Origin of the sequence: uncultured Methanobrevibacter sp., assembly GCF_905235195.1 — an archaeon.
Classification (GTDB): domain Archaea; phylum Methanobacteriota; class Methanobacteria; order Methanobacteriales; family Methanobacteriaceae; genus Methanarmilla.
The window spans coordinates 1-3368 of record NZ_CAJOKH010000086.1 but is presented as its reverse complement, the minus strand read 5'-3'; the positions used below and the strand labels follow the sequence as shown (position 1 = coordinate 3368).

4 protein-coding genes and 1 pseudogene are annotated in these 3368 nt (G+C 25.1%); 1 reads left to right on the top strand and 4 read right to left on the bottom strand.

The window, feature by feature from the left end; genetic code table 11:
• Nucleotides 1–230: 230 nt before the first annotated feature.
• Complete coding sequence (locus QZ146_RS08505) at nucleotides 231–878, top strand: exopolysaccharide biosynthesis protein (RefSeq protein ID WP_295723600.1); 648 nt, start codon at nucleotides 231–233, stop codon at nucleotides 876–878.
• A 284-nt stretch (nucleotides 879–1162) separates the two neighbouring features.
• On the opposite strand, the gene QZ146_RS08500 is transcribed toward QZ146_RS08505, so the two are convergent.
• The 4 genes and pseudogenes from QZ146_RS08500 to QZ146_RS08485 form a co-directional block, all read right to left on the bottom strand.
• A complete protein-coding gene (locus QZ146_RS08500) occupies nucleotides 1163–1369 on the bottom strand; it encodes a hypothetical protein (protein ID WP_295723597.1) in 207 nt (68 codons plus the stop codon).
• Nucleotides 1370–1580: 211 nt separating this feature from the next.
• Entirely contained in the window at nucleotides 1581–1955 is a 375-nt protein-coding gene (locus QZ146_RS08495) for a dihydroneopterin aldolase family protein (protein ID WP_295723595.1), read from the bottom strand.
• Between the two features lie 2 nt (nucleotides 1956–1957).
• The gene (locus QZ146_RS08490) at nucleotides 1958–2680 is read right to left on the bottom strand and encodes a class E sortase (RefSeq protein WP_295723592.1); all 723 of its coding nucleotides are present in this window, start codon (nucleotides 2678–2680) and stop codon (nucleotides 1958–1960) included.
• Nucleotides 2681–3066: 386 nt separating this feature from the next.
• A pseudogene (locus tag QZ146_RS08485) lies at nucleotides 3067–3368 on the bottom strand (hypothetical protein); the annotation flags it as partial.

The window sequence follows — 3368 nt, the reverse complement described above, 5'->3', positions numbered from 1 at the left end:
AAATAAAAGCTCTATGTTTATGTTTGAACTTATTAAACCTTAATTTTTTTAAGGTAAAAAATGGAAATAAACTTTATCACACAAGTTTTTGAAAGTGCCTTGAAAACTTAAATGTGCAATTTTTATATATTCAAAATGTTAAACCTAATATTAATTCAATTGATAGAATGTTGTTCTTTTTTTCAGAATCATTTTATCATTTTTTAAAATAATGATTAAGGAGAATTAATTTGCATTTAGATAATGATTCAGAAACGACTCATTTACCTACCTCTAAACGTCTGGAGATTATTCGGGAATCTATTGGAAATAAGGGGATTTCTATTAATGAATTGCTTGATTTATTGTTAAGTGATGGTATTCATATTATAGTCATAATATTGATAGCACCATTCCTGCTTCCGGTTTCAATTCCAGGCAGCAGTACACCATTTGGAATTTTGATAATTCTTTTGGAATTGTCTGTTTTATTTAATAGGAAATTATATCTTCCAAAAATGGTTTCAGAATATAAGTTACCTGCTGAGTCAGTTGAAAGTCTCTTTGATGTTTTGAAAAAAGCTCTGGGGTATATTGAAAGAATTTCACATCCTAGAGGATCACTTACTAAAAACCGTGTATTCATTAAGATAAATTCTGTAATGATAATCATCCTTTCAGGTTTATTATTTTTGCCCCTTCCTATACCTTTCACTGACTTTTTCCCCGCAGTCGACATGCTCCTTTTGACGGTCAGTTCCTTGGAGGAAGACAGTTATCTTTTGGTTATAGGTTATATTGCAAGTATTTTAACGGGCCTTTATTTTATGTCTATAGGTTATATTGGAATTCAGATTATTGAAAGTGTAATTGAGATTATTTTCTCACATTTCAGGTAGAAATATTTCCATATGGTTTCAAATATGGTGAACGGATTCATGAATTTATTGAAAGTCAATATTTGAAGCATTGTATCTTTCAGTCAAATTATGATGTTTAATTTAATTCTTTAAACCCTTATTTTACGAAACAAAGGCAGATATCCGAATTTTGAAGGTAAATTTATTAATATTTTAACTTTAGTTTCATTAATAGTTTATATTCTTGTAAGTTTAGGTATCATCACTTATTCATCAAAAATTGTATGTTATATTTTATTTATTCCCTATGCAATATTTGGATATTATTTATCTAATCTTGATTTAGAAAATTTAAACATTAAAGGAAAATTAAAATTCAATTCACAATATATTGTAGCAATAACTTTTATTTTATCCATTTTAGGATATTTATTGTTTATAGATAATATTGTTTTAAAGTCAATAGATGCAGGTAAATATATTGAAGTTAGTTTTTTCCAAATTATTATACTGTGTTTTATATTTTCCATATTTTTATTCTTTAAATACTTTACAAATAGTAATGGCAAATACTTTAAAAGAGTTTATAATTTATTATACTCAAATGGATTTAAAAAAATCATTTATTCAATTAGCATAATTCTAAATGTATTTTTAGCTGGGCTAATTACATCACTTGGATATAATATAAAAATAGATTTACAGATGATTTCGGAACACTGGAAATCAATGACCCTAAAATTATTCTTCTTTAATATTTTCAACATACATTAAGGGGTAGTTTAACTCTTCAATAAATTCTATTCGAATCACAGCAGTAACATTATCCACTTTTGTGTATATTTTTATATCAAGCATATCTCCATTAAGAGAGGTATATTCAAAATCACTTAATGCAGAATTTAATCGGTTTAGATCTATTTTTGCATCTACTTTTTCAATTGCAGGTTGAAGTTCAAGAGATTCCTTCATCGCTTTTTCTAAACTTTCTGCAGATTCTTTATTTACAGGTGTTCCAATAAATTGGTGAAATAAAGCTCCCATTGTAATGGCGCCCTCAAATATAGCCCTTTCTCTTGAGCTTATGTTTGAAAAATATTTTTCATTTACGTTCATGTTTATCCTCCAAGTGTAAATATTTGATTTAAAAATTCGATTTGTGATATAAATTGCTTAACGAGTCCAGGTTCTAAGTAACAATATAGTAAAAATATCCAAATTATTATTACAGTTACTAAAACATATTTTCGTTCTGATTTTTCTTGAATAAGACCTATTACAATACCAAAAATTAAAAATCCAAATAGGATGTATAATCCATTATTTTTTTGAGGATTTTCTTTTAATATACTGTTATTTATAGGGCCTTGCTTTGTAAGATTAGCTTCGTAAATTAATCTTTGTGATGTTGACCCAATTGGATGACAGGTAATTAAACTTAATGTTTGACTGTTATTTTGGGTATTTAACTTATAGTCTGCTGGAACTACTTTAGAGTTATAAACAGTATAATTTAACTCTCCTATATTTGGCCATTCTAAAGTAATTATATCTCCATTTTTTAGTTGATTTAGACGTAAAAATGGCGATCCTAATAGGGTTCTATGTCCAAATATTAGAATATCTCCTTTAGTTGGAGTGAATGAATGTTTATTATCATAATACACTCCTTGGTCGGGAGAATTATTGTTAATTTTTTCATTGACTCCAATTTTTTCAATTATTATGACTGGGGATACAATATTATTTTCTACCGTAATTTTATTTGCATAATATGTGGTTTCTGTTGCAGCATATAATCCAATTACTAAAAGAGCAATTATTATAATCGTGGTTTTCATCCTATCACAATTTACATAATTAAATTATATTATTCAAATGCGTAAGATTTTTCTTTAAATTAAGGTTATTAAATATTTAAAATTACCTTTAAAATTATATTTAAAAGCAAATCTTAATGTTTTAAATCTTATCAATATAATTTTTTAGTTGTTTATTCACATTTTTATTTTTTTATATTATTTTAAATAAATATTTCTAAATTAATATTTAATATTTTTTTTATTATTGATTAATTTATGATTTTTTTACATTTAAAGTTAATATTATTAAATTTTCCACATATTATTAATAATATTTAGTATTTCACATATTGGGTATTATTATTGGTTTTTTATATTTTAAGGAGATTTTTTAAATTTTTATCTTATATGCTTTTTAATGATTTTTAAAAAATTGTAAATTCTTCATTTTGATTTTTTAATTTATTACTTTCTTTTATTTCTTCTATCATCCAGTTAGGTCCCTCTTGGGTTGGAATAGTTAATATTAGATTATTCATATTGTTCAATGTAAATTGAACATCCTCTCGAGGAATTTGTTGAATTTCCATTAATTTCGCTATTGATGTTATATGGGTTTTGATTTGTATAATTGTTGAATTTCCATTAATTTCGCTATTGATGTTATATGGGTTTTGATTTGTATAATTTGTAGTGGTGGTATTGTTATAATTCATAGAGTTATTTT

Coding starts and splice junctions, on each gene's coding strand:
- QZ146_RS08490 (WP_295723592.1), bottom strand. CDS start 2,680: ATGAAAACCACGATTATAATAATTGCTCTTTTAGTAATTGGATTATAT.
- QZ146_RS08495 (WP_295723595.1), bottom strand. CDS start 1,955: ATGAACGTAAATGAAAAATATTTTTCAAACATAAGCTCAAGAGAAAGG.
- QZ146_RS08500 (WP_295723597.1), bottom strand. CDS start 1,369: ATGGAAAATATAAAACACAGTATAATAATTTGGAAAAAACTAACTTCA.